This is a genomic window from Kitasatospora sp. NPDC088742 (assembly GCF_055584905.1).
In genome coordinates, this window is record NZ_JBVJLD010000017.1 from 1 (window position 1) to 2,103 (window position 2,103).

2 protein-coding genes are annotated in these 2,103 nt (G+C 69.6%); both read right to left on the reverse strand.

Annotated features, from left to right (window positions below; all coding sequences use genetic code 11):
- Nucleotides 1–1,325 (reverse strand): WXG100-like domain-containing protein (locus tag ACZ6ZR_RS15645; RefSeq protein ID WP_465642645.1); only part of this gene is annotated, 1,325 nt, incomplete at its 3' end.
- A 6-nt stretch (nt 1,326–1,331) separates the two neighbouring features.
- A partial coding sequence (locus ACZ6ZR_RS15650; RefSeq protein ID WP_465642646.1) for a WXG100 family type VII secretion target occupies nt 1,332–2,103 on the reverse strand: 772 nt, incomplete at its 5' end.

Consider the following 2,103-nt stretch of genomic DNA (forward strand, 5'->3'; position numbering starts at 1 on the left):
CCGTCGCTGCCCGTCGGCGACAGGTTCTGCGACCCATCCGAATCCGGGGAAGCACCCTCGGCGTACGGCTGCCGGATGTGGTGACCGTCGCTGCCGGTCGGCGACAGGTTCTGCGGCGTGGCATCCGCGTCGGGCTTCCCCCCGCTGTGGGGCTTGCCCGAGGAACCGTCCGCGTCGGAGCCGTCCGGCCGGTTCGGCGTCGTGGAACCGTTCGAGCTCGACGAGCCCGACGGGCTGGGCGAGTTGCTGCCCGTGGAACCGTTGCCGGTGGTGCCCCCGCTCGAAGTGCCGCTGCCCGAAGTACCGTTGTTCGACGAGCCGTTGCTTCCCGTCGAGTTTTCGTTTGAGTGCGAGTCGCCGGAGCCGCCCATGCTGGGGGTGTCGACAGCCGGACCGTCCGAACCGCCGGTGTAATCGGAGGCGTTGGGGATGTCCGAGGAGTTGAACTTGCCCTTGAGGGCGCCGGCACCGCGGTGAATGGCGGGGCCGGCTCCACCGCTGAGAGCTGATCCGCCGAGCTGACCTGCGTCGACCTCGCCGGTGAGCGCGAACTGCGTGAACGCGTCCGCACCGACGTCGGTGATCGCACCCTCGACCATCTGCGCCGGCAGGGAGTCCATCCGCTTGCCGATCAGCTTGTTGCCCGCCGCGCCGAGCCCCTTGCCGAGCACACCACCGGCCGCACCACCGATCGCACCACCGGCCGCGCTCATCCCGAGCTCCTTGCCGTCCAGCTCCTTGCGGTTGCCGGCCGCCAACTGGATCGACTGAGCGAGCAAGTTGATGGCGACCTCCTGGAAGGCCTCCTTCAACGCCAGCATGATGATCTCCTTGGCCAGCTTCTTCAGAATCTGCTGGACCGTCATCTTGCTGACCTGGATCGCCGGCGGAATCGCCGCCATCGACGCACCCGCCGTCACCGGCGCCGCCGCCTCCGCCGTCGCGATCTCGAACGCCAGGATGCCGAGCTGCGCCACGATCGAGATCTTCGCCGTCTCGGTCGCGTTGGCCATCGCCTCCAGGCTGTCCGCCATCGCGTTGCAGGACTTGACCATCCCAGGGAAGAAGCCGGGCTTCGAGCCGTCAGCGGGGAGGGTGAGCGTCTCCCACTTCTTCGACAACTCGTCCATCGCGCCGCCCTGCTGACCGTCCAACGCACGCTTCATCGCCGAATCGGCGGCCCGCCCGCCCTCCTCGATGGTCTCGGCGGCGGACCGCCAACGGCGGGCCATGTCCCGCATCAGGTCCTCGTCGCCCTCGGGCCAACGGGAACCGGCGAGCAGCATCAGGACCCACTGCAGGGGCTCCGGGAGTTCGACAGCCATGGTGGGTCAGTGCCTTCCGTTGTACTTGCCGGCGGCGATGTCACGGTGCAGCAGGTCCTGCTGGCCGGTGCCGGGGAGGGGGAGCTCGGGCTTGCCCATGCCGGAGAGGCTGAACTGCTCAGCGTTCTCGTAGCCGTCGGCCATGCCCTTCAGGCGCTTCCCGATCGTTTCGAGGACCTGCGGGAGGGCCTCCAGGCCCTCCAGTACGTCCTTCTCGTTGGCGAGGTAACCGGGCTCGCCGTCCTCGCCGTTGGCGAAGGACTTCCCGTCGTCGTCGTTGCCCCAGGGCGAGTTGCCGCGCATGCCGCTGAGGAAGCCGTTCATGCTGGTGAAGAGTTCCTTGAGATCGTCCGCGACCCCGAGCACCGGGCCGGAGGCGGCCCGCAGCTGCTCGGGGACGATCCGGAAGCCACCGGCCGTCGCCGAACCGACCGTCGGGGACGGGGAGCCCTCGCTCTTCGCCTTCATGGCGGGCGTGCCCGCACCGCCCACCTTGAGGGCGGCCGTCGTCCCGTCGGGCGACATGGCAGCCTCAGCGGGCACCGTCCCGTCGAGCGGGACACCGGTGCTCTTCGGCACCGCCTGCGTGAACTCGGGCGAACCGGCCGGCACACCCCCGCTCTTGGGAATCGCCTGCGTGAACTCGCCCGCCCCCGCCGGAACACCCGCACTCGCCGGCACGGCCTCGGTGTACATCGGCGAACCGGCCACCGCCTCACCACTCAGCGGAACACCGGCACTCTTCGGCACCGCCTGCGTGAACTCGCCCGCACTCGCC